The sequence below is a fragment of the Streptomyces rectiviolaceus genome, assembly GCF_039533825.1.
Classification (GTDB): domain Bacteria; phylum Actinomycetota; class Actinomycetes; order Streptomycetales; family Streptomycetaceae; genus Streptomyces; species Streptomyces rectiviolaceus.
Map to the genome: position 1 here is coordinate 17,579 of NZ_BAAAUG010000156.1, position 20,995 is coordinate 38,573.

19 protein-coding genes and 1 tRNA gene are annotated in these 20,995 nt (G+C 71.0%); 15 read left to right on the top strand and 5 right to left on the bottom strand.

Going from position 1 to position 20,995, the window contains the following annotated elements:
• Nucleotide 1: 1 nt before the first annotated feature.
• A complete protein-coding gene (locus ABD378_RS35075; protein ID WP_344527807.1) occupies nucleotides 2–2,536 on the bottom strand; it encodes an SCO7613 C-terminal domain-containing membrane protein in 2,535 nt (844 codons plus the stop codon).
• A gap of 91 nt (nucleotides 2,537–2,627) precedes the next feature.
• Here ABD378_RS35075 and ABD378_RS35080 point away from each other — a divergent pair, with 91 nt between their 5' ends.
• Together ABD378_RS35080 and ABD378_RS35085 are read left to right on the top strand one after the other, a co-directional pair.
• Nucleotides 2,628–3,086 carry an SRPBCC family protein gene (locus ABD378_RS35080; protein ID WP_344527809.1) on the top strand — a complete coding sequence of 153 codons (459 nt, stop codon included), beginning with the start codon at nucleotides 2,628–2,630 and terminating at the stop codon, nucleotides 3,084–3,086.
• A gap of 62 nt (nucleotides 3,087–3,148) precedes the next feature.
• Nucleotides 3,149–3,220 (top strand) — tRNA-Val (locus ABD378_RS35085).
• A 73-nt stretch (nucleotides 3,221–3,293) separates the two neighbouring features.
• On the opposite strand, the gene ABD378_RS35090 is transcribed toward ABD378_RS35085, so the two are convergent.
• Entirely contained in the window at nucleotides 3,294–4,019 is a 726-nt protein-coding gene (locus ABD378_RS35090) for a 3'-5' exonuclease (RefSeq protein ID WP_344527811.1), read from the bottom strand.
• A 168-nt stretch (nucleotides 4,020–4,187) separates the two neighbouring features.
• Here ABD378_RS35090 and ABD378_RS35095 point away from each other — a divergent pair, with 168 nt between their 5' ends.
• The 3 genes from ABD378_RS35095 (at nucleotide 4,188) to thrS (ending at nucleotide 8,122) form a co-directional block, all read left to right on the top strand.
• Nucleotides 4,188–4,754, top strand: coding sequence for a DUF4365 domain-containing protein (locus tag ABD378_RS35095; protein ID WP_344527813.1), 567 nt, complete (start codon nucleotides 4,188–4,190; stop codon nucleotides 4,752–4,754).
• Nucleotides 4,751–5,992, top strand: a complete 1,242-nt coding sequence (locus ABD378_RS35100; RefSeq protein ID WP_344527896.1) for a hypothetical protein — start codon at nucleotides 4,751–4,753, stop codon at nucleotides 5,990–5,992. Before ABD378_RS35095 ends, ABD378_RS35100 begins: the two co-directional genes overlap by 4 nt.
• A 153-nt stretch (nucleotides 5,993–6,145) precedes the next feature.
• Nucleotides 6,146–8,122, top strand: a complete 1,977-nt coding sequence (gene thrS, locus ABD378_RS35105) for a threonine--tRNA ligase (RefSeq protein WP_344527815.1) — start codon at nucleotides 6,146–6,148, stop codon at nucleotides 8,120–8,122.
• Nucleotides 8,123–8,161: 39 nt separating this feature from the next.
• On the opposite strand, the gene ABD378_RS35110 is transcribed toward thrS, so the two are convergent.
• Nucleotides 8,162–8,818, bottom strand: a complete 657-nt coding sequence (locus ABD378_RS35110) for a potassium channel family protein (RefSeq protein ID WP_344527817.1) — start codon at nucleotides 8,816–8,818, stop codon at nucleotides 8,162–8,164.
• Between the two features lie 67 nt (nucleotides 8,819–8,885).
• Here ABD378_RS35110 and ABD378_RS35115 point away from each other — a divergent pair, with 67 nt between their 5' ends.
• Nucleotides 8,886–9,452: an HIT family protein gene (locus tag ABD378_RS35115; RefSeq protein WP_344527819.1), complete on the top strand. Its 567-nt coding sequence runs from the start codon at nucleotides 8,886–8,888 to the stop codon at nucleotides 9,450–9,452.
• Nucleotides 9,453–9,464: 12 nt separating this feature from the next.
• Here ABD378_RS35115 and ABD378_RS35120 read toward each other — a convergent pair whose 3' ends face one another.
• Both ABD378_RS35120 and ABD378_RS35125 read right to left on the bottom strand, forming a co-directional pair.
• Nucleotides 9,465–11,132 (bottom strand): hypothetical protein, encoded by a 1,668-nt coding sequence (locus ABD378_RS35120; RefSeq protein ID WP_344527821.1) that lies wholly within the window; start codon nucleotides 11,130–11,132, stop codon nucleotides 9,465–9,467.
• 176 nt (nucleotides 11,133–11,308) lie between these two features.
• Nucleotides 11,309–13,507 carry an elongation factor G-like protein EF-G2 gene (locus tag ABD378_RS35125; RefSeq protein WP_344527823.1) on the bottom strand — a complete coding sequence of 733 codons (2,199 nt, stop codon included), beginning with the start codon at nucleotides 13,505–13,507 and terminating at the stop codon, nucleotides 11,309–11,311.
• 258 nt (nucleotides 13,508–13,765) lie between these two features.
• On the opposite strand from ABD378_RS35125, the gene pgsA reads away from it, so the two are divergent.
• The 9 genes from pgsA (at nucleotide 13,766) to ruvA (ending at nucleotide 20,975) form a co-directional block, all read left to right on the top strand.
• Nucleotides 13,766–14,437 (top strand): phosphatidylinositol phosphate synthase, encoded by a 672-nt coding sequence (pgsA, locus tag ABD378_RS35130; protein ID WP_344527825.1) that lies wholly within the window; start codon nucleotides 13,766–13,768, stop codon nucleotides 14,435–14,437.
• Nucleotides 14,434–15,372, top strand: coding sequence for a phosphatidylinositol mannoside acyltransferase (locus ABD378_RS35135; RefSeq protein WP_344527827.1), 939 nt, complete (start codon nucleotides 14,434–14,436; stop codon nucleotides 15,370–15,372). Before pgsA ends, ABD378_RS35135 begins: the two co-directional genes overlap by 4 nt.
• Nucleotides 15,369–16,529 (top strand): glycosyltransferase family 4 protein, encoded by a 1,161-nt coding sequence (locus ABD378_RS35140; RefSeq protein WP_344527829.1) that lies wholly within the window; start codon nucleotides 15,369–15,371, stop codon nucleotides 16,527–16,529. Before ABD378_RS35135 ends, ABD378_RS35140 begins: the two co-directional genes overlap by 4 nt.
• A 78-nt stretch (nucleotides 16,530–16,607) precedes the next feature.
• A complete protein-coding gene (locus ABD378_RS35145; protein ID WP_344527831.1) occupies nucleotides 16,608–17,162 on the top strand; it encodes a LemA family protein in 555 nt (184 codons plus the stop codon).
• 167 nt (nucleotides 17,163–17,329) lie between these two features.
• Nucleotides 17,330–18,244 (top strand): pyridoxal 5'-phosphate synthase lyase subunit PdxS, encoded by a 915-nt coding sequence (gene pdxS / locus ABD378_RS35150; RefSeq protein WP_160503800.1) that lies wholly within the window; start codon nucleotides 17,330–17,332, stop codon nucleotides 18,242–18,244.
• A 12-nt stretch (nucleotides 18,245–18,256) separates the two neighbouring features.
• Complete coding sequence (gene pdxT, locus ABD378_RS35155) at nucleotides 18,257–18,862, top strand: pyridoxal 5'-phosphate synthase glutaminase subunit PdxT (RefSeq protein WP_160503799.1); 606 nt, start codon at nucleotides 18,257–18,259, stop codon at nucleotides 18,860–18,862.
• Nucleotides 18,863–18,910: 48 nt separating this feature from the next.
• Nucleotides 18,911–19,663: a YebC/PmpR family DNA-binding transcriptional regulator gene (locus tag ABD378_RS35160; RefSeq protein WP_344527835.1), complete on the top strand. Its 753-nt coding sequence runs from the start codon at nucleotides 18,911–18,913 to the stop codon at nucleotides 19,661–19,663.
• 131 nt (nucleotides 19,664–19,794) lie between these two features.
• On the top strand, nucleotides 19,795–20,370 hold the full coding sequence (gene ruvC / locus ABD378_RS35165) for a crossover junction endodeoxyribonuclease RuvC (RefSeq protein ID WP_344527837.1): 576 nt from the start codon (nucleotides 19,795–19,797) through the stop codon (nucleotides 20,368–20,370).
• A complete protein-coding gene (gene ruvA / locus ABD378_RS35170) occupies nucleotides 20,367–20,975 on the top strand; it encodes a Holliday junction branch migration protein RuvA (RefSeq protein WP_344527839.1) in 609 nt (202 codons plus the stop codon). Before ruvC ends, ruvA begins: the two co-directional genes overlap by 4 nt.
• Nucleotides 20,976–20,995: the final 20 nt, after the last annotated feature.

Sequence of the window (20,995 nt, forward strand, 5' to 3'; positions counted from 1 at the left end):
GTCAGCGCATTCTGCCGAGAACGTCACGGACGCGGCGTGCGTCGCGCAATCGCTGTTCGTACGTCGCGCCGATGGCGAGGAGCAGGAGGCCGGCGAGCGCGGGCGGCAGCCAGCGCGGCAGGACGTCCACCACTTGGACGATGTAGGGCGCCAGTTCGTGCAGCGCGTCCAGGGCGAGGACCGTGCCGCCGAGCGCCAACGGCGCCTGCAGCCGGTGCCGGGCGCCCGCCAGCGTGATCAGCAGAGCCGCGGTGCCCAGGAGCAGCGGTCGCTGCCAGTGCGCGTCGCTCCAGGCGGCGACGAGGCTCGGCAGGAGGGTCGCCGCGAGGCCGGGGCCGTAGGCCGTCCAGGAGGACGTCTCGGGGGTGTGGCGGCGCCGCAGAGCGCCGATCACGAGCGCCGGGACGGTGACCGGCAGGGTGTACGCCTCCGGGGTCTCGACGCCCCAGGCGGCCAGGCGCACCCAGGTCGCCAGGAGGAACAGCGCCCCGGCCGCGTACCCGACGGGGCGGCGGTCCGTGCGGAGCGCGGTGCCCGCGGCGATGACGCCGCCGAGCGCGAGGGCCAGGGCGAAGGTCGTTGCGTGTCCCATGGTGAGGGCGACGGCGATTGCGCCCGCGACCGCCCCGGTGATCTCCACCGGCGGCGTCAGCGGATGACGGCCGAGCCGGGCCGCGGCGAGGGCGCCGAGCGCGGGGACGACGAGCATGAGCAGCCCGACGTGCTCCGGACGCAGGTTCCAGGCCGTGCCGGTGGCGCAGACGAGCGCGGCGGCGTACGCGACCGTGGCGCAGGCGGCGACGGGTGCCACGCCCGGCGTGGCTTCCCTGCGGCGGGCGGCGAGCACGGTCGCTGCCAGGAACAGCGCCGTCAGGGCGCCGAGGGTGCCGAGCGTCGCCGCAGTGGTGGCAAGGGCCAGGAGCGCGACGCTCACCGAAGAAGTGACCGCCAGAACCAGTGAGGTGAAGGCAACCGCCTTCGAGCGGACCCGCGACGCGACGGCGAGCAGGGCCGCGCTCAGCGCGACGTACGCCGATACCCCGAATGCGTAGGGGAGTTGGAGTGCGGACGGGAGGATGAGGAGGGCGGCCCAGGTGAGGGCCAGGGCGCCCGAGATGGTGACGTCGGGGAGGGGCGGTTGGGCAGAAGCCTTGGTGGCGGGATGCCCGGCGGGGCCTGAGCCGGGACCTGAGCCGGGCTCTGCGGCGGGTTCCGCAGGCGGTGCGGCAGGGGTGGCCGGTGCCTGGCCGCTCGGCGGTTCCCCAGGCTGCTCGGCGGCCGCGGGCAGCAGCCGGGCCGCCGCGAACAGGACTCCGGCGACGGTGGCGAGGACGAGCGAGGCCATGACGGGGTGCTGCGCGGGCAGTTCGGGCACGGCGAGCGCGTCGCCCGTGTCCGACGGGGCGCCCGACCACGCCTTCGCCGCCCAACTCGCGGGCCCGAGCAGGGCGGTGACGAACGCGGGCAGCGTCCACAGCGCCGCGAGCGCCTGCACCAGGAGCGCCGACCCGGCGATCCCGCGCTGAACGGGGCGCGGCAAGGCGGTGCGTACGACCGCCAACAGTGCGACGGCACACGCCAGATAGCCGGGAACCGTCCACGCCGCGGGCAGCGCCTCGCGCAGCACGCCACCGGCCGCAGCCGTCACGAGCAGGCCGCCCGCGAACGCCGCACCCGTCGCCTGCGGAGGCTGCGTGATCAGCCATGCCGCCACCAGCGCGATCGACGCGGCCAGCAGGAGGAGCGCGCCCGCCCGCGCCGCGTCCGGCAGATCCGTGGCCGACCAGGACAGATATCCGGCGGCCATCGCGCCCCACAGCCCGGCGGCGCAGGCCCCGACGGTCGCGATGACGCGCACGCCAGGGTCGCCGACCCGCAGCGCGACGGCGACGTCGAACGCCGCCGTCGCCAGAAGGGCCGCCGCCGTCGCGTGGTCACCCGCGTCCGCGGCACGCGCCCAGAGGAACAAGGGGAGTTGAGCGGTCGCGACGGCCAGCGGCAACGGCAGCCGCAGCTCGCGGAACGCAAGGCCGTAGCCCGCCCACAGCGCTGCGAGCACGGCGGACGCGGCCGCCGTGTAACCGAGGGTGTCGGCCTGTGGCAGGGCGACGACATGGAGGGCGTACGCGTCGAGGACGGTCAGGGCGAGGCCGAGCGCGGCCACCGTCTCCGCCGTCGAACGCAGCTTCCGGCGCAGCAGTAGCGCGGGGACGCCGAGTGCCGTCAGCGTCACGGCCGCGAGGACGGCGCTGCGCCCGCCGATGCCCAGGTGCCCCCAGCTCACCAGCGTGAAGGCGATCGCCGCGATGGTCAGCAGGATGCCGCCCAGCGTGAGCAGCGCGTTCTGCACGTTCGGCGGTGCGGCCTCGGGGGCGCGGACCGGCCGCGGGGGAGCGGGAGCGGGTGCGGCAGCCGCTTGCAGCGCGCCGAGGAGCCAGGCGCGGCGTTGCAGCAACTGCGTCCTGCGCGCGTCGATTCGGCGCAGCTCCAGGTCGAGGATGCGGAGCTCCTCGGCCGGGGGCGGAATGTTCGTCATGCCCGGGAGTGTGGTCCAGGACACTGCGGCGGGCATGGGTTCGGATACTCACTACGTACTCAGATCGGGGTCCTACCGGCAGACTCGGACCATGGACTGGAGCCACTACCGCTTCCGCAGTGTCTGGAACGTGCCCGCGCCGCCCGCCGACGTGTACGCGGCCCTCGAACGTGCCGAGGACTATCCGGCGTGGTGGCCCCAGGTGCGCGAGGTGACACCCCTGGACGGACGGAGCGGCACCGCGCGCTTCCGCTCCCTCCTGCCGTACGACCTGCTCGTCACCGCCGAGGAACGGCGCCGCGACCCGGAGGCCGGGATCCTGGAGATCGTGATGACCGGGGATCTGGACGGCTGGGCGCGCTGGACCCTCACGGCGGTCACGGGCGGCACGCGGGCGGTCTACGACCAGGAAGTGGTGGTGCGCAAACCGCTGATGCGACGTCTCGCCGTCCCCGGGAGGCCCGTCTTCCTCCTCAACCACGCGCTGATGATGCGCGCGGGTGAGCGAGGTCTGAAGAAGCACCTCGGAAGGGACCTCAGGGGGGTCTGAGGGCTCTCGCACAAGCGGTTTGAAGGAAACCCGCGAAGACCTGTATTGTTCAGTCCGTTCCCGGGCGATTAGCTCAGTGGGAGAGCGCTTCGTTCACACCGAAGAGGTCACTGGTTCGAACCCAGTATCGCCCACCCGGAGAATGCCGGTCCGTCATCGACGGACCGGTTTTTTCATGCCCTCAGGCCAGTGCCGGGCCGGTAAGAGTCAGGCGGCCGCGGGCATTTCGGGACGCAGCGGCCATGCGGGATCCACTGCCTCCGGCGTACCGCTGCGCGCGAACCAGGCCTGCAGACCGCGCGCCTGTGCCGCGTGCCACACCGCCTGCAGCGCGTGCAGCTCGGCCGGCGAGAGCCGTTCGAGCCGGGACGCGAAGCGCTGCCCCACGGCACGCACGACATCCAGCGCCGCCTGCGCGTCGGCCGCCGCGTCGTGTGCCTCGTCCAGCTCCACCGCGTAGTGCGCGCACAGATCGGTCAGCGTGCGGCGGCCCTTGCGGTACCGGTCGAGCTGCTTGTCCAGGACCCTCGGATCCAGGACACACAGCGGTGACCCCGCCATGTAGTGGCTGAGCGACGACGCGCGGTGCCTGCGCAACTCCCGGTCCAGGATGGTCAGATCGAAGGGTGCGTTCATGACGACGATGGGGCGGCCCGCCGCGCCCTGTTCCGCCAGCTCCCTTGCTATCTCCTCCATCACCGGCGCGGGCCAGCGGCCGTTGTGCTGCAGATGTTCCTCCGTCAGGCCGTGCACCGCGGTGGCGCTCTCGGGCACCGGAACGCCCGGGTTCACCAGCCAGCGCGTGATGCGCGGACGGGTGCCCGCGCCCTGCTGGACGACGACGGCGGCCGACACAATGCGGTCGGTCTCGACGTCGACGCCCGTGGTCTCCGTGTCGAATGCGGCCAAGGGCCCCTCGTACCAGCACGTCATAGTGACGCAACTCCTCGATCATGTCCGGCAGATGGCTTTCCTCCCCTGCCCACACCGGTGATACCCGGGCCGTTTGCGCTGTACGCGGCCCGGAGACAACAGAGGTACAGGGCACGGGAATTGACCGGCCCGATGCGGGAATTCACTGGTTCGGAAGGCACGTTGGACATGGCGCTCGCGCAGCCCGAACAGGGTGGGCTGCTGCCCGAGCGGATCGCACCGCCGCGCGGCACACTCGCCACCACCGCCTGTATGGAGACCCTCCAGGTGGGCTATCTGCACGCCGTCGCCGCCGCGGCGGGGTGCTCGCTCTCCCAGCCATTTCCGGACAACGGAATCGACTGGCACGTCAGCCACAGCGCCCCCGGGCACACGGTCGACGACGAAGTCACCATCAAGGTGCAGCTCAAGTGCACCTACCAGATACCGCCGAACCCCCCGGGCGCCGCCTTCTCCTTCACGCTCGACAACCCGCATCTGGAGAAGCTCGCCCGGACCCCGGTCTCGGTGCACAAGATCCTGGTCGTGATGCTCGTGCCCCGGTCGCAGGACGACTGGCTGCGCGCGGGCCATGACCGGCTCGACCTGCGGCACTGCTGCTACTGGACCAACCTCGCCGGACACCAGGTGACCGGCCGGCGCAGGACCACCGTGCGCGTCCCGACCTCGCGGATCTTCGACGACAGGGCCCTCTGCGAGATCATGACGCGGGTCGGGACGGGAGGGAGACCCTGATGCACCGCCCGATCGAAGAGCCAGTACGACCCGTCCGCCCGCACCCCGTTGAAGCCGCGGGCAGCTGGGCCGATCCGCTGGCCCCGCTGGGTCCCCCCGAGCCTTCGCAGGTCGACCCCGCCGTGCTCGGCGCGCTGCTCGACCGGCACGGCTGGCACCGGCGCGGAGGAGCGGCGGGCCGCTATGCCCGCTGGACCCCGCCTGGCCCCGGCGCCGGTGGCACGAGCCTGCTCGTGCCGGAGAGCAGGGCCTTCCCCGACTGCGAGGACCTGCTCGGCGAGGCGCTCGTCGCCCTGTCGCGCAGCGCGTCGCCGTCCGCGCGTGACGTGCTCGTCGGGCTCACCGTGCCGAGCGACGAGATCCGCTGGTGGCGGGACGTCCCGGCAGGTCCGGCGGGCGCCGCGACCTGGACGGCCGAGGAACAACTGCGGGCGGCGGCGCGGCAGATGCTGCTCGCGGGGGCCCTCGCGGCGCGTGGCCGTGCCGGGTACTACGGGGCGCGGCACCGCGGGCCCGCCGCCGCGTCCCTGGAGAGCGTCCTGGTCGGGCCCGCTCCCGGCGGGCGGCAGCTCACGGCGTTCGTGCCCGTCCTGACCGGGCGGCTCCTCGCGGTGCGGCTGCACCAGGCGCTGTACGCGGTCCGCGAGGCCGTCGACTACCAGCGCGCCACCGGTGGCATGGACGCCTTCGACGGAGCCGTGGAGGCAGGCGTCAGCCATGAGCTGACGGAGGCCGTCGTGGCCCTGGTGCGGGGAACGGAGGGGGCGCGGATCGCCGTGGAGTGGGCGCCGGCCGCCGGGGTGCCCGAGGGGTGCGCCGTCGATGCCGAGCCCGTCGAGTTCTCGCCCGGTGACCTGACGGTGCTCAGGGAGGCGAGCGCCCGCTATCTGCGGGACGAGCCGGCGATGCCGGTGCGGATCACGGGGGCTGTGGTGCGGATGCGGCGGTCGGGGCCGCGGGGCGAGGGCACGGTGCGGGTCCGGGTGCTCGGGGGCGCGGACGTCCCCCACGTACGCATGACCCTCGACGAGGAGTCCTACCGCATCGCGGGCCATGCCCATCTGGTGGGGCTGCCGATCCGGGTGCACGGGCGCCTGGAGAGCCGGGGCGGGTTCCGGCGGCTCACCGGGGCCTCGGGAGTGGTGCCGGTGCAGGTGGACGAGGGGGAGAAGGACCGCCTGATGAAGTCGCTCCAGGAGAATCTCGACTTCTTCGAGGAGGCGTGCAGCGGCGACTGAGGAGGCGTGCAGCGGCGACTAGGGGCGTCTGAGGCGGGGCGCGGCCGGGGCCGGGGAGGTAACCGTTTCGCGATGGGCGCCCCCGGCTCGGTACGATTCGTTTCGCGCGCAGGAGCAGATCTGCCGCGACCCCCTTCAGGTAGGAGAAGACCGGTGTCAGACGTCCGTGTGATCATCCATCGCGATTCCGAGCGGGAAGAGCGCGTGGTGACGACGGGCACTACGGCCGCCGAACTCTTCGCCGGAGAGCGCACCATCGTCGCCGCCCGCGTGGCCGGCGAGCTGAAGGACCTCGCGTACGCCGTGCAGGACGGCGAGGAGGTCGAGCCGGTCGAGATCTCCTCCGAGGACGGCCTGAACATCCTGCGCCACTCCACCGCGCACGTGATGGCGCAGGCCGTGCAGGAGCTCTTCCCGGACGCCAAGCTGGGCATCGGCCCGCCGGTCCAGAACGGCTTCTACTACGACTTCGACGTCGAGAAGCCGTTCACGCCCGAGGATCTCAAGGCCATCGAGAAGAAGATGCAGGAGATCCAGAAGCGCGGCCAGCGCTTCTCGCGCCGCGTCGTCACGGACGAGGCCGCCCGCGAGGAGCTCGCCGACGAGCCGTACAAGCTGGAGCTCATCGGCATCAAGGGCTCCGCTTCGAGCGACGACGGCGCGGACGTCGAGGTGGGCGGCGGCGAGCTGACCATCTACGACAACCTCGACCCGAAGACCGGCGACCTGTGCTGGAAGGACCTCTGCCGCGGTCCCCACCTGCCCACCACCCGCAACATCCCGGCGTTCAAGCTGATGCGCAACGCCGCCGCGTACTGGCGCGGCAGCGAGAAGAACCCGATGCTCCAGCGCATCTACGGCACCGCCTGGCCCACGAAGGACGAGCTCAAGGCCCACCTGGAGTTCCTCGCCGAGGCCGAGAAGCGCGACCACCGCAAGCTCGGCAGCGAGCTGGACCTCTTCTCCATCCCGGAGCAGATCGGCTCGGGCCTCGCGGTCTTCCACCCCAAGGGCGGCATCATCCGCCGGGTCATGGAGGACTACTCGCGGCGGCGCCACGAGGAGGAGGGGTACGAGTTCGTCTACACCCCCCACGCCACGAAGGGGAAGCTCTTCGAGACCTCGGGCCACCTGGACTGGTACGCCGACGGCATGTACCCGCCCATGCAGCTCGACGAGGGCGTGGACTACTACCTCAAGCCCATGAACTGCCCGATGCACAACCTGATCTTCGATGCGCGCGGGCGTTCCTACCGTGAACTGCCGCTGCGTCTCTTCGAGTTCGGCACGGTGTACCGGTACGAGAAGTCCGGCGTCGTGCACGGTCTCACCCGTGCCCGCGGCTTCACCCAGGACGACGCGCACATCTACTGCACCAAGGAGCAGATGGCGGACGAGCTCGACACGACGCTCACCTTCGTCCTGAACCTGCTTCGCGACTACGGCCTGACCGACTTCTACCTGGAGCTGTCCACCAAGGACCCGGAGAAGTTCGTCGGCTCGGACGAGGCCTGGGAAGAGGCCACCGAGACGCTGCGCAGGGTCGCCGAGAAGCAGGGCCTGCCGCTGGTCCCGGACCCGGGCGGCGCCGCCTTCTACGGCCCGAAGATCTCCGTGCAGTGCAAGGACGCCATCGGCCGTACCTGGCAGATGTCGACGGTGCAGCTGGACTTCAACCTGCCGGAGCGCTTCAACCTCGAGTACACCTCGCCCGACGGCTCGAAGCAGCGTCCGGTGATGATCCACCGCGCGCTCTTCGGGTCGATCGAGCGGTTCTTCGCGGTGCTCCTGGAGCACTACGCGGGTGCGATGCCGCCGTGGCTCGCCCCGGTGCAGGCCGTGGGCATCCCGGTCGGTGACGCGCACATCCCGTACCTCCAGGAGTTCGCGGCCGAGGCCAAGAAGAAGGGCCTTCGGGTCGAGGTGGACGCCTCGTCCGACCGCATGCAGAAGAAGATCAGGACGCAGCAGAAGCTGAAGGTCCCGTTCATGATCATCGTCGGTGACGACGACATGAACGCGGGCACGATCTCCTTCCGCTACCGCGACGGCTCGCAGGAGAACGGCATCCCGCGCGACCAGGCGCTCGCCAAGCTCCTCGACGTGGTGGAGCGTCGCGAGCAGGTGTGATCCGCCCCCGCCGACGCGGGAGTCAGGCCCCCGGGACGATCACCGTCCCGGGGGCCTCTCGTCGTCCTCCCGCGTGAACACCTGCAACATCCACGACGAGAACGACCCCGTCACCGCGCCGAGCAGCGCGAGGCCGCAGAGCATCAGGCCCACCGCGATCACGCGCCCCAGCGGCGTCACGGGCGCCACATCGCCGTATCCCACGGTCGCGAGCGTGGCCGACGTCCACCACACCGAGTCCCCGAAGGTGAGGATCGTCGCGCCCGGAGCCGCGTGCTCATGCTGGTAGACGGCCAGCGCCCCGGCGAAGCCGAGGAGCAGCACCGAAAGACCGGCGTACGTGACCACGCGCGCGTGCAGGGGCAGACGCGGCCTCCCTTGTCTGCGCTGGACGGCCTCATAGATGTGCACGATGCGCAGCGGCCGCAGCAGGGGCAGCACGAGGACGAGGGTGTCCAGCCAGTGGCTGCGTACGAAGCGCGGTCCCTGCCCGCTCAGCCGCCACCGCACCGCGTAGTCCACTGCGAAGGCGGCCCAGGCCGCGAAGATCACCGAGAGACAGACGCCGCGCCATGCCCCGGGCAGCCCAGAGGCCAGGACCAGCACCGCGTACGAGATCAGGTAGAGCAGCGAGGCCACGGCCAGCGGTGCCTCCGTGCGGTTCTCCCAGCGTGCCTGACGGCTGTCATGGGTCATTCGCACAGCTTCGCGGTGCTGCGCCCGGCGGGCGCCCCGGCGACACGCTTCGATCGGGCTAAGTCATATGCTTCACTGCATGACGAGTGAGCCGGAGCAGCAGATCGGAGTGGGGACGCAGGACGCGTTCCAGCGCCTGTGGACGCCCCACCGGATGGCGTACATCCAGGGCGAGAACAAGCCGAGCGGTCCGGGCGCCGACGACGGCTGTCCCTTCTGTTCCATCCCGGCCAAATCCGACGAGGACGGTCTGGTCGTCGCGCGCGGCGAGCAGGTGTACGCGGTGCTCAACCTCTACCCGTACAACGGCGGCCACTTGATGGTCGTGCCCTACCGCCATGTCGCCGACTACACGGAGCTGACCGTCCCGGAGACGGCCGAGCTCGCCGAGTTCACCAAGCAGGCCATGACGGCACTACGCACCGCGTCCGGCGCGCACGGCTTCAACATCGGCATGAACCAAGGCACGGTGGCGGGCGCCGGCATCGCCGCGCATCTGCACCAGCACCTCGTGCCGCGCTGGGGCGGGGACACGAACTTCATGCCGGTCGTCGGCCACACCAAGGTGCTGCCGCAGCTGCTCGCGGACACCCGCAAGATGCTGGCCGACGCCTGGCCCGCCCCCGCCCTCTAGCGATCACCCCGGTCACGCGTCGTACACGTCCGCCTTCCTCGGCATCGGGTCCTGGACCGCGCCGCTGAGGAAGCCGGAGCGTGTGCCGAACTTCTCCGTGTCGACGCCGTTCTCCTCGAGGACCTTGATGGCCGCCGAGTGCACCACGCGCAGCACCGGTGTGGCCGCGCGCAAGGCGTCGTCGGCCATGAAGCGGTGGCGCCACGGCTTGTCCGCCCAGGCGTGCCGCAGGCCGAAGGGCTCGGGCAGCACCAGCTTGCCGCCGAGGTGGTCCAGGATCGGCGGATACCAGGTGAAGGGGGCGCGCACCGCGAGGCGTACGACCTCGTCGGCGTCGACAAGCGGCAGCTTGCGCTCGGTGGTCTCCCAGAACTTGATGGGCTTGGAGACCTTCTTGACCTTGGGGTCGGGCTTGCTGGTGAACAGCGAGTGGACCGGTCCGAGCGCGTGTCCTGTGACCTCGATGCGCAGGGTCTCGTGCAGGACCGTCACCGTGATCAGCATCGTGATCACCAACTGGCCGTCCCACAGCGTGAACTGGACCCCCAGATAGTGCCGGTTGCCGCTGCCGAACTGCTGCTCGTTGCAGATCCGCTGTATCTCGTGGCCCCGGACCTGGAAGGCCTCGACCTCCGTGCCGCCGGGGCGGGAGACCGCCTTCGCGTTCTCCCCGATGGGGGAGACGATCCAGTGCTTTATCGACGGGGTCGGGAAGCCGCCGGTGTGCAGCGGGCCGCGCTCGAGGAGGCGCAGCTGGTCGTGCACCGCGCGTATGACGTCCCAGCTGCGGAACGGGTGGATCTCCGTGCCTTCCTTGCCGGAGACCAGCTCCTCGGCGAGCTGCCAGCTTCCCCAGCGCGTGCCCATGCCCAGTATTCCCTTGGGGCCTGCGTAGAACACCGAGTTGCTCTGCTGCTCGGCCGACAGGCGCGCCAGGCCCTGGCGCAGCTGCTCGGCGGCCGTCTCGCCCGGGCTGCCCGGCACCGCCTCGGGGATCTTGGCGCCGATGCCGCCGCCGGAGAGCAGACCACCCCAGCGGTCGCGCAGGTCCCGCGCGGTGCGCTCGGCGATCATCTTGGCCCAGAACCAGCCAAGGACGGGGACGACGATCGCGGCGCGTATGTACCAGCCGAGGGGGCCGCCGATCGGCAGCTTGATGAGAAAGATCACGGCGAGGACGCCCATGGCGACCAGGACGGCCGTGGCGATCGCGCTCGCCCGCTTGTTGTCCCGCTTGACGACCGCCTGCTTGGCGGTGAAGAGCAGCAGCCAGACGAGGAGTCCGGGCAGGAACAGCAGCCCGCACAGCGCCATCACGGCGGTGAGCCAGCTGTCGCGCTCCTTGCGGATGCGGTTCGCCGCGAGGCAGTGCTCGACCACCGACTGCGGCTCCGTGCCGAAGGACTGGATGAGCGGCTTGCGGGCGCCGCCCAGCATCCGCACCTGCACGGCACGGGAGAACGCCTCGCCCAGGTTCGGCGCGAAGAGCGACCAAAGGCCGTCCTTCACCTCTGACTTGTGCCATTCGTTGTTGGCGTCGAGGATCTTCTTCGCCTTGTCGTCGCGGTACGCGGCCGACGCGAGGGCGTGGGTCGCCGCCGTCTGTCCTGCGGCCCCGGACAGCGGGACCTGGGCCCCGGGCCTGAAGTCGAATACGTCATCCGCCACTGCCGCCCCCATCGCCGCAATTCGTTCGCTGCTGCGGCTTTTCCCGACTTCCCTGCCTGGCACACCTGTTGATCAGGTCATCAGCGTATCGGTGCGCACCGACATCCGGCAGGGGACCTCCGGATGCCGCCCGTCCCGAGGGGCGGGGCGGGCGGCATCCGGCTGGTGTTCCCCTCGCGGTCGCTCAACTAGGAGACGTCCTGGGCCTGTTCACGGATCTTCTCGGAGAGCTGTGACGGCATGGGTTCGTGGCGTGCGTAGGTGCGGCTGAAGCGCGCGGTGCCCTGCGAGAGGGACCGCAGATCCACGGCGTACCGCCCGATCTCGATCTCGGGCACCTCGGCCCGTACGAGCGTGCGCCCGCCGGGCGCCTGCTCGGTCCCGACCACCCGGCCGCGGCGCCCCGAGAAATCGCTCATCACCGAGCCCACATGCTCGTCGCCGACCAGGACCCGCACCTCGGCCACCGGCTCCAGGAGGTGGATCTTGGCGTCGGCCGCGGCCTCGCGCAGGGCGAGCGCGCCCGCCGTCTGGAACGCGGCGTCGGACGAGTCCACCGAGTGCGCCTTGCCGTCGAGCAGCGTGATGCGTACGTCGATGAGGGGGTAGCCGGCGGCCACACCCCTCGCGGCCTGCGCGCGCACGCCCTTCTCGACGGACGGGATGAACTGCCGGGGCACGGCGCCGCCCACGACCTTGTCGACGAACTCGATGCCGCTGCCGCCCGGCAGCGGTTCGACCTCGATCTCGCAGATCGCGTACTGGCCGTGGCCGCCGGACTGCTTCACGTGGCGGCCGCGCCCCGCCGACTTGCCGGCGAACGTCTCCCGGAGGGAGACCCTGTGGTTCACGACGTCGACCTGCACGCCGTACCGGCTGCGCAGCCGCTCCAGGGCGACGTCCGCATGGGCCTCACCCAGGCACCACAGGACCACCTGGTGGGTGTCCTGATTCTGTTCCAGGCGCATCGTCGGGTCCTCGGCGACCAGCCGGGAGAGCCCCTGGGAGAGCTTGTCCTCGTCCGCCTTGCTGTGCGCCTGGATGGCGAGCGGCAGGAGCGGGTCGGGCATGTCCCAGGGCTCCATCAGGAGCGGATCGTCCTTGGCCGAAAGGGTGTCGCCCGTCTCCGCGCGGTTCAGCTTGGCGACGCAGGCCAGATCGCCCGCGATGCAGCTGACGAGCGAGCGCTGCTGCTTGCCGAAGGGGGAGGAGAGCGCCCCGATGCGCTCGTCGACGTCGTGGTCCTCGTGGCCGCGGTCGGCCAGGCCGTGCCCGGAGACGTGCACGGTCTCGTCGGGGCGCAGGGTGCCGGAGAAGACGCGTACGAGCGAGACGCGCCCCACGTAGGGATCGGAGGCGGTCTTCACGACCTCGGCGACCAGCGGGCCGTCGGGATCGCAGGTGACCGCGGGCCGCGCCTTGCCGCCCGGTGTGGTGACGGCGGGCGCCGGGTGCTCCAGGGGGGTGGGGAAGCCGCCCGTGATCAGCTCGAGGAGCTCCACCGTGCCGATGCCCTGCCGGGCGCCCTCGGCCGCGGGCGCCGCCGCGAGCACGGGGTGGAAGATGCCGCGCGCCACGGCCCGCTCCAGATCGTCCACGAGCGTCTTGAAGTCGATGTCCTCGCCGCTGAGATAGCGGTCCATGAGGGACTCGTCCTCGCTCTCGGCGATGATCCCCTCGATCAGTTTGTTGCGCGCGTCCTCGATGAGCGGGAGCTGTTCCTCGCCCGGTTCGGACTCCTTGCGTTCGCCGGACGCGTAGTCGAAGATCCGCTGCGAGAGCAGCCCGACCAGGCCGGTCACCGGTGCGTGCCCGTCCGGCCCCTTGGCGCCGTGCAGCGGCAGGTACAGCGGAAGGACGGCGTCGGGGTCGTCAGCCCCGAAGGCCTCGGCGCAGGTCCGTGTCATCTCGCCGAAGTCGGCGCGGGCCGCCTCCAGGTGGGTCACCACGATGGCGCGCGGCATGCCGACCGCCGCGCACTCCTCCCACACCATGCGGGTCGCGCCGTCCACGCCGTCGGCTGCCGAAACGACGAAAAGGGCCGCGTCCGCCGCGCGCAGACCGGCCCTCAACTCCCCGACGAAATCGGCGTACCCGGGGGTGTCCAGGAGATTGATCTTGTAGCCGCCCCATTCGACGGGGACCAGGGACAGTTGTACCGAGCGCTGCTGCCGGTGCTCGATGTCGTCGTAGTCGGATACCGCGGTGCCGTCCTCCACACGGCCCGCCCGGTTCACCGCCCCCGCGGTCAGCGCGAGGGCCTCCACCAGAGTCGTCTTGCCCGATCCGCTGTGGCCGACCAGCACCACATTCCGTACGGAGGCGGGGTGGTCGGCCGCTGTAGCCCTGCCGGCGGCTCCGGGGTGTGCGTTCGCCTTGTCGCCCATGCCTTGGCCTCCCGGTCACGTGCACGGTGAGGAGGCACAGCCCCCTCGGGGATGCTGGCTGCTCGCGGACACGCGGGGCCGTGTGCGGGTCGGCTCCTGCGACGCCCGCGGTGCTTTCGAGCTTTCCACTCGGGTCACTGTGCGTCCATACGTCGTACGCGATCGTGAGGGGGCGAGCCGGTCCGTCAAGGGCGTGACTACGATGGGCCAGCCGGTGGCCAACAGGGCCGCGCGGCTCACCGACCCCTCGGGAAGGCCATGCTGAACAAGTACGCGCGTGCATTCTTCACGCGTGTTCTCACACCGTTCGCCGCGTTTCTCATCCGTCGCGGCGTGAGCCCCGACGCGGTCACGTTCATCGGCACGGCCGGTGTGGTGGCGGGCGCGCTGGTCTTCTTCCCCCGCGGAGAGTTCTTCTGGGGCACGATCGTCATCACGCTCTTCGTGTTCTCCGACCTCATCGACGGAAACATGGCACGGCAGCTGGGACGCTCCAGCCGCTGGGGAGCCTTCCTGGACTCGACGCTCGACCGGGTGGCCGACAGCGCGATCTTCGGCGGCCTCGCGCTCTGGTACGCGGGCTCGGGCGACAACAACATCCTGTGCGCCGTCTCCATCTTCTGCCTGGCCAGCGGCCAGGTGGTCTCCTACACGAAGGCGCGCGGCGAGGCGATCGGCCTGCCCGTCGCGGTCAACGGCCTGGTGGAGCGCGCCGAACGCCTGGTGATCACGCTGGTCGCCGCGGGCCTCGCGGGGCTGCACAAGTTCGGGGTCCCGGGCATCGACGTACTGCTGCCCATCGCCCTGTGGGCCGTCGCCGTCGGCAGTCTCGTCACGCTGATCCAGCGCGTGGTGACCGTGCGCAAGGAGTCCGCGGAGGCGGACGCTGCCACGGACGCCCAGGCGCAGGAGAGTGAGGCCACGTCGTGAAGGAACGACTGACCGACGCGCTCTACGGAGCCGCCTGGAGCTCGGTCAAGAAGCTCCCCGAACCGGTGGCGGTGCGCCTGGGCCGGACCATCGCCGACGCCGTGTGGAAGCGCCGCGGCAAGGGCGTCCTGCGCCTCGAGGCGAACTACGCGCGCGTGGTGCCCGACGCGAGCCCGGAGCGCCTTGCCGAGCTCTCCAAGGCGGGCATGCGCTCGTACCTGCGCTACTGGATGGAGTCGTTCCGGCTGCCGTCCTGGAGCCGGGAGCGCATCAGGGAAGGCTTCGACGTCAAGGACGTCCACCACCTGACCGATGGCCTCGCCTCCGGCAAGGGCGTCATCATCGCGCTTCCGCACCTGGGCAACTGGGACCTGGCGGGCGCGTGGGTCACCACGAAGCTCGAGACGCCGTTCACGACGGTCGCCGAGCGGCTCAAGCCCGAGACGCTGTACGACCGCTTCGTCGCCTACCGCGAAAGCCTCGGCATGGAGGTGCTTCCGCACGAGGGCGGCTCCGCCTTCGGCACCCTGGCACGGCGGCTGCGCGCGGGCGGGCTGATCTGCCTCGTGGCCGACCGGGACCTCTCGGCGTCCGGCGTCGAGGTGAAGTTCTTCGGGGACACCGCGCGGATGCCCGCGGGCCCCGCGATCCTCGCGCAGCAGACGGGAGCGCTGTTGCTGCCCGTCACCCTCTGGTACGACGAGTCGCCCGTCATGAAGGGGCGCATTCACGCCCCCATCGATGTCCCCGAGACAGGTACCCGCACGGAGAAGACGTCTGTCATGACGCAGGCGCTGGCAGACGCCTTCGCCACGGGTATCGCCGACCATCCGGAGGACTGGCACATGCTGCAGCGCTTGTGGCTCGCTGATCTCGACCCAGCCAAGGGGCCCGCTGACGACTCCGTGCGACCCGCCGAGGGGACCGCCCCGTGAGGATCGGCATCGTCTGCCCCTACTCGTGGGACGTGCCGGGCGGCGTCCAGTTCCACATCCGCGACCTCGCGGAGCACCTGATCCGCCTCGGGCACGAGGTGTCCGTCCTGGCTCCGGCGGATGACGAGACCCCCCTTCCGCCGTACGTCGTGTCGGCGGGCCGCGCCGTTCCGGTGCCGTACAACGGCTCGGTGGCCCGGCTCAACTTCGGGTTCCTGTCGGCCGCGCGGGTGCGGCGCTGGCTGCACGACGGCACGTTCGACGTCATCCACATCCACGAGCCGACCTCGCCCTCCCTGGGGCTGCTCACGTGCTGGGCGGCGCAGGGCCCGATCGTCGCGACGTTCCACACGTCCAACCCGCGCTCACGGGCGATGATCGCGGCGTATCCGATCCTGCAGCCCGCCCTGGAGAAGATCAGCGCGCGCATCGCGGTGAGCGAGTACGCGCGCCGCACGCTCGTCGAGCACCTGGGCGGGGACGCGGTCGTCATCCCGAACGGCGTGGACGTCGACTTCTTCGCCAGGGTCGAGCCCAAGAAGGAGTGGCAGGGCGGGACGATCGGCTTCATCGGCCGCATCGACGAGCCGCGCAAGGGCCTTCCGGTGCTGATGAAGGCGCTGCCGAAGATCCTTGCCGAGCGCCCCGACACCCGGCTGCTCGTCGCGGGCCGCGGCGACGAGCACGAGGCCGTCTCCTCGCTGCCCGTGGAGATGCGGGAGCGCGTGGAGTTCCTCGGCATGGTCAGCGACGAGGACAAGGCGCGGCTGCTGCGCAGCGTCGACGTGTACGTCGCTCCCAACACCGGGGGCGAGAGCTTCGGGATCATCCTGGTCGAGGCGCTGTCTGCGGGCGCACCCGTCCTCGCCAGCGATCTGGACGCCTTCGCACAGGTCCTCGACCAGGGAGCCGCGGGCGACCTGTTCACCAACGAGGACGCGGACTCGCTGGCCGCGGGGGCCCTGCGCCTCCTCGGCGACCCCAAGCGCCGCGAGGAGCTGCGCGAGCGCGGCAGCAAGCACGTGCGCCGCTTCGACTGGTCGACGGTGGGCGCCGACATCCTCTCGGTGTACGAGACGGTGGCGGACGGGGCGGCGGCGGTGGCCGCCGATGAACGCTCGGGTCTGCGGGCGCGGTTCGGACTGGCGCGGGACTGACCGCTCGCCGGGCTCCGGGTGCACCGCCCGGGAGCCCGGCGGTGAAGCGGCGCCGCCGATGCGACTAGCCTTCCCCCGGTGACCTCGACACTGATCTGGATCGCGGTAGCCCTCTTCGCGATCGGCCTCTACCTGAGCTGGACCGCGGGCCGGCTCGACCGGCTGCACGCCCGCATCGACGCGGCCCGCGCCGCCCTCGACGCCCAGTTGCTGCGCCGCGCCTCGGTCGCCCAGGAGCTGGCCACCTCGGGGGTGCTCGACCCCGCGGCCTCCATCGTGCTCTACGAGGCGGCGCACGCGGCCCGACAGGCGGAGGAGGAGCACCGCGAGGTCGCCGAGAGCGAGCTCAGCCAGGCGCTGCGCGCGATCTTCGGCGAGGTGCAGCAGGTCGAGGCGGTGCGCGAGGCTCCGGGCGGCGACGAGGCGGCGGCCGAGCTGGCCGCGGCCCTGCGCCGGGTGCCGATGGCCCGGCGCTTCCACAACGACGCCGTACGCGCGGCCCGCGCCCTGCGCAGGCACCGCAAGGTCCGCTGGTTCCGCCTCGCGGGCCACGCGCCCTTCCCGATGGCCTTCGAGATGGACGACGAACCGCCGGTCGCCCTCGCCGACCGCGCGACGACGCAGAACCCCTGACGGGACGGGCCGACGGGCACGCCGCTGACCAGGGATCTTCGGGCCGCTGACCAGGGGCGTCCGGGAAAAATGAGCCACCGGTCATCCATTGGCCCTTGCTGTGGACTGGTGGTCGGGAGTTTCCTCGTAGACGCAGTAACCCGTCTTCAGCGAGCGAGGTCAACTCCGTGTCCAGCACCCTCCCCAGCAGCAACCAGTCGCCCGAGACCGGCACCGCGCGCGTCAAGCGCGGCATGGCCGAGCAGCTCAAGGGCGGCGTCATCATGGACGTCGTCAACGCCGAGCAGGCGAAGATAGCCGAGGACGCCGGCGCGGTGGCCGTCATGGCGCTGGAGCGGGTTCCGGCCGACATCCGCAAGGACGGCGGCGTGGCCCGGATGTCCGACCCGAACATGATCGAAGAGATCATCGAGGCCGTCTCCATCCCGGTCATGGCCAAGTCCCGCATCGGCCACTTCGTCGAGGCCCAGGTGCTCCAGTCGCTCGGCGTCGACTACATCGACGAGTCCGAGGTCCTGACCCCGGCCGACGAGGTCAACCACAGCGACAAGTTCGCCTTCACGACCCCGTTCGTGTGTGGCGCCACCAACCTGGGCGAGGCCCTGCGCCGCATCGCCGAGGGCGCGGCCATGATCCGCTCCAAGGGCGAGGCCGGCACCGGCAACGTCGTCGAGGCCGTGCGCCACCTGCGCCAGATCAAGAACGAGATCGCCAAGCTGCGCGGCTTCGACAACAACGAGCTGTACGCCGCCGCCAAGGACCTGCGTGCCCCGTACGAGCTGGTCAAGGAGGTCTCCGAGCTCGGCAAGCTGCCGGTGGTCCTCTTCTCGGCCGGTGGCGTCGCCACCCCCGCCGACGCCGCCCTGATGCGCCAGCTCGGTGCCGAGGGCGTCTTCGTCGGCTCCGGCATCTTCAAGTCGGGCGACCCGGCCGCGCGCGCCGCCGCCATCGTGAAGGCCACCACCTTCTACGACGACCCCAAGATCATCGCGGACGCGTCCCGCAACCTCGGCGAGGCCATGGTCGGCATCAACTGCGACACCCTCCCCGAGGCCGAGCGCTACGCGAACCGTGGCTGGTAAGGCACTACGTAGATGACTGACACCCCTGTAGTCGGCGTCCTGGCACTCCAGGGCGACGTACGGGAGCACTTGATCGCCCTGGCCTCGGCGGACGCCGTGGCCAGGCCGGTCAGGCGCCCCGAAGAGCTGGCCGATGTGGACGGCCTGGTCATCCCCGGCGGTGAGTCCACCACCATCTCCAAACTGGCCGCCCTGTTCGGCCTGTTGGAGCCCCTTCGCGCGCGCGTGCGCGCCGGTATGCCGGTCTACGGCACCTGCGCGGGCATGATCATGCTCGCCGACAAGATCCTCGATCCGCGCTCCGAGCAGGAGACCTTCGGCGGCATCGACATGATCGTGCGCCGTAACGCCTTCGGGCGGCAGAACGAGTCCTTCGAGGCGGCCGTCGACATCGCCGGCATCGACGGCGACCCCGTGGAGGGTGTCTTCATCCGCGCCCCCTGGGTCGAGTCCGTAGGCGCGCGCGTCGAGGTGCTCGCCGAGCACGAGGGACACATCGTCGCCGTGCGCCAGGGCAACGCGCTCGCCACGTCGTTCCACCCCGAGCTGACGGGCGACCATCGCGTGCACGAGCTGTTCGTCGGGATGGTGCGGGGGCACGCGGCGGCGGGATCCTAGTAGGATCTCTGCGTTCGTACAGTTGGGTAACGCGAAGGAGACAGGCAGATGTCCGGCCACTCTAAATGGGCTACGACGAAGCACAAGAAGGCCGTGATTGACGCCAAGCGCGGCAAGCTCTTCGCGAAGATGATCAAGAACATCGAGGTCGCGGCCCGTACGGGCGGCGCCGACGTGTCCGGTAACCCGACCCTCTTCGACGCCATCCAGAAGGCCAAGAAGAGCTCGGTCCCGAACAAGAACATCGACTCCGCGGTCAAGCGCGGTGCCGGTCTCGAAGCCGGTGGCGCCGACTACGAGACGATCATGTACGAGGGCTACGGACCGAACGGCGTCGCGGTGCTCATCGAGTGCCTCACCGACAACCGCAACCGCGCGGCATCGGACGTACGCGTCGCGATGACCCGCAACGGCGGTTCCATGGCCGACCCGGGCTCCGTCTCGTACCTCTTCAACCGCAAGGGCGTCGTGATCGTCCCCAAGGGCGAGCTGGCCGAGGACGACGTCCTGGGTGCGGTCCTTGACGCCGGTGCCGAAGAGGTCAACGACCTCGGCGAGTCCTTCGAGGTCCTCTCCGAGGCCACCGACATGGTCGCGGTCCGCACCGCGCTCCAGGAGGCCGGCATCGAGTACGACTCGGCCGACGCCAACTTCGTCCCGACCATGCAGGTCGAGCTCGACGAGGACGGCGCGCGGAAGATCTTCAAGCTGATCGACGCGCTCGAGGACAGCGACGACGTCCAGAACGTCTTCGCCAACTTCGATGTGAGCGACGAGGTCATGGAGAAGGTCGACGCGTAGCGCTGCCGCGAGCTGAGCAGTTTCGGCGGGCCGGATGGGACACACGTCCACCGGCCCGCCGCTGTTGTCGGTGGTAACGGATAGCCTGGCGTGAAGTCAAAGATCGTCGCCGCGACAAGGGGAGGACGCGCATGCGCGTACTGGGGGTGGACCCCGGGCTCACCCGGTGCGGCGTGGGCGTCGTCGACGGGGTCGCCGGGCGGCAGCTGACCATGCGCGGCGTCGGTGTCGTACGGACGCCGCCGGACGCCGAGTTGGGTCACCGCCTGGTCGCCATCGAGCAGGGCATCGAGCAGTGGCTGGACGAGCACGACCCCGAAGTCCTCGCCGTGGAGCGGGTGTTCAGCCAACACAACGTGCGTACGGTCATGGGTACCGCCCAGGCAAGCGCCGTGGCCATGCTCTGCGCATCGCGGCGCGGCATCCCCGTGGCCCTGCACACACCCAGCGAGGTCAAGGCCGCCGTCACCGGCAGCGGCCGCGCCGACAAGGCGCAGGTCGGGGCGATGGTCACCCGCCTCCTGCGGCTCGACGCACCGCCCAAGCCCGCGGACGCGGCGGACGCCCTCGCCCTCGCCATCTGTCACATCTGGCGCGCCCCTGCGCAGAACCGGCTCCAGCAGGCAGTCGCCCAGAACCGTCTCCAGCAGGCCGCGGCCCTGCACGCATCGAAGACCGCACCAGCACAGAAAGGCCGTACCGCATGATCGCCTTCGTCAGCGGCCCCGTCGCCGCCCTCGCCCCCGATACGGCGGTGGTCGAGGTCGGCGGCGTCGGCATGGCCATCCAGTGCACGCCGAACACCCTCTCCACCCTGCGGATCGGCCAGCAGGCCAAGCTCGCCACCTCCCTCGTCGTCCGCGAGGACTCCCTCACGCTGTACGGCTTCGCGGACGACGACGAGCGCCAGACCTTCGAGCTCCTGCAGACCGCGAGCGGCGTCGGACCGCGCCTGGCGCAGGCCATGCTCGCCGTGCACAGCCCGGACGCCCTGCGCCGCGCGGTCGCCACCGGCGACGAGAAGGCGCTCACCGCGGTCCCGGGCATCGGCAAGAAGGGCGCCCAGAAGCTCCTCCTGGAGTACAAGGACCGCCTCGGCCAGCCCCTCGGGAACGGAGGCCCCGCGATCGGCGCCCCTGTCACCGCGGGCTGGAGCGACCAGCTGCATGCGGCGCTCATCGGCCTGGGGTACGCGACGCGCGAGGCGGACGAAGCCGTCACCGCCGTCACCCCGCAGGCCGAGGCCTCCGAGAGGCCGCAGGTGGGCCAGCTCCTCAAGGCCGCGCTGCAGACACTGAACCGCACCCGCTAGCACCTGCTGGTATTCGCCGG

What these genes read in the sequence shown, in the direction of transcription:
- ABD378_RS35075 (WP_344527807.1), bottom strand. Translation starts at nt 2,536, where the DNA reads ATGACGAACATTCCGCCCCCGGCCGAGGAGCTCCGCATCCTCGACCTG.
- ABD378_RS35080 (WP_344527809.1), top strand. Translation starts at nt 2,628, where the DNA reads ATGGACTGGAGCCACTACCGCTTCCGCAGTGTCTGGAACGTGCCCGCG.
- ABD378_RS35090 (WP_344527811.1), bottom strand. Translation starts at nt 4,019, where the DNA reads ATGACGTGCTGGTACGAGGGGCCCTTGGCCGCATTCGACACGGAGACC.
- ABD378_RS35095 (WP_344527813.1), top strand. Translation starts at nt 4,188, where the DNA reads ATGGCGCTCGCGCAGCCCGAACAGGGTGGGCTGCTGCCCGAGCGGATC.
- ABD378_RS35110 (WP_344527817.1), bottom strand. Translation starts at nt 8,818, where the DNA reads ATGACCCATGACAGCCGTCAGGCACGCTGGGAGAACCGCACGGAGGCA.
- ABD378_RS35115 (WP_344527819.1), top strand. Translation starts at nt 8,886, where the DNA reads ATGCTTCACTGCATGACGAGTGAGCCGGAGCAGCAGATCGGAGTGGGG.
- ABD378_RS35120 (WP_344527821.1), bottom strand. Translation starts at nt 11,132, where the DNA reads ATGGGGGCGGCAGTGGCGGATGACGTATTCGACTTCAGGCCCGGGGCC.
- ABD378_RS35125 (WP_344527823.1), bottom strand. Translation starts at nt 13,507, where the DNA reads ATGGGCGACAAGGCGAACGCACACCCCGGAGCCGCCGGCAGGGCTACA.
- pgsA (WP_344527825.1), top strand. Translation starts at nt 13,766, where the DNA reads ATGCTGAACAAGTACGCGCGTGCATTCTTCACGCGTGTTCTCACACCG.
- pdxT (WP_160503799.1), top strand. Translation starts at nt 18,257, where the DNA reads ATGACTGACACCCCTGTAGTCGGCGTCCTGGCACTCCAGGGCGACGTA.
- ABD378_RS35160 (WP_344527835.1), top strand. Translation starts at nt 18,911, where the DNA reads ATGTCCGGCCACTCTAAATGGGCTACGACGAAGCACAAGAAGGCCGTG.
- ruvC (WP_344527837.1), top strand. Translation starts at nt 19,795, where the DNA reads ATGCGCGTACTGGGGGTGGACCCCGGGCTCACCCGGTGCGGCGTGGGC.
- ruvA (WP_344527839.1), top strand. Translation starts at nt 20,367, where the DNA reads ATGATCGCCTTCGTCAGCGGCCCCGTCGCCGCCCTCGCCCCCGATACG.